Below are 817 nucleotides of genomic sequence, written 5' to 3' on the forward strand. Positions count from 1 at the left end.
GATGCTCGTCGTGGAGCGGTTGTCGGATGCGCGGCGGTTGGGGCATCCGGTGTTGGCGGTGGTGCGTGGTTCGGCGGTGAATCAGGATGGTGCGTCGAATGGGTTGACTGCGCCTAATGGGCCGTCGCAGCAGCGGGTGGTGCGCGCGGCGCTGGCTAATGCGGGGCTATCGGCTGCTGATGTGGATGTGGTGGAGGGCCACGGGACTGGGACGACGTTGGGCGATCCGATTGAGGCTCAGGCGTTGTTGGCGACCTATGGGCAAGAGAGGGCGGAGCCGGGGAATCAGCCGTTGTGGTTGGGGTCGGTGAAGTCGAATATGGGTCACACGCAGGCCGCGGCGGGGGTGGCCGGTGTGATCAAGATGGTGCAAGCGATGCGCCACGAGGTGTTGCCTGCCACGCTGCATGTCGATCAGCCGTCTCCGCATGTGGATTGGTCGGCGGGTTCGGTGGCGTTGTTGACCGAGGCGCGGCCGTGGAAGGCCGAGTCGGCCGATGGCCGTGCGCGTCGGGCCGGGGTGTCGTCGTTTGGGATCAGTGGCACCAATGCCCATGTGATTATCGAGGCGGTCCCAGCGGAGCTACCCGCCGCTGCCGAAAGCACGGCTCCGGTGGTGCCGTGGGTGATATCGGCAAAGTCGTTGCCGGCGTTGGAGGCTCAGGCCGCCCGGTTGGCTGAGCATGTCGGTGCCCGTCGGGAGCTTGATGTTGCCGATGTGGGGTGGTCGCTGGCGGGCCGGGCGACTTTCGAGCACCGGGCCGTCGTTGTCGGTCATGATCGCGACGGTTTGCTGGCCGGCCTTGACGAGTTGGCC

The 817-nt window shown here is 66.6% G+C and carries 1 protein-coding gene; it reads left to right on the forward strand.

Annotated features, from left to right (window positions below):
* A partial coding sequence (locus tag AC5Y21_RS26010) for a ketoacyl-synthetase C-terminal extension domain-containing protein (RefSeq protein WP_499917029.1) occupies positions 1 to 817 on the forward strand: 817 nt, incomplete at both ends.

It is taken from the genome of Mycobacterium sp. NGS41 (genome assembly GCF_059812725.1).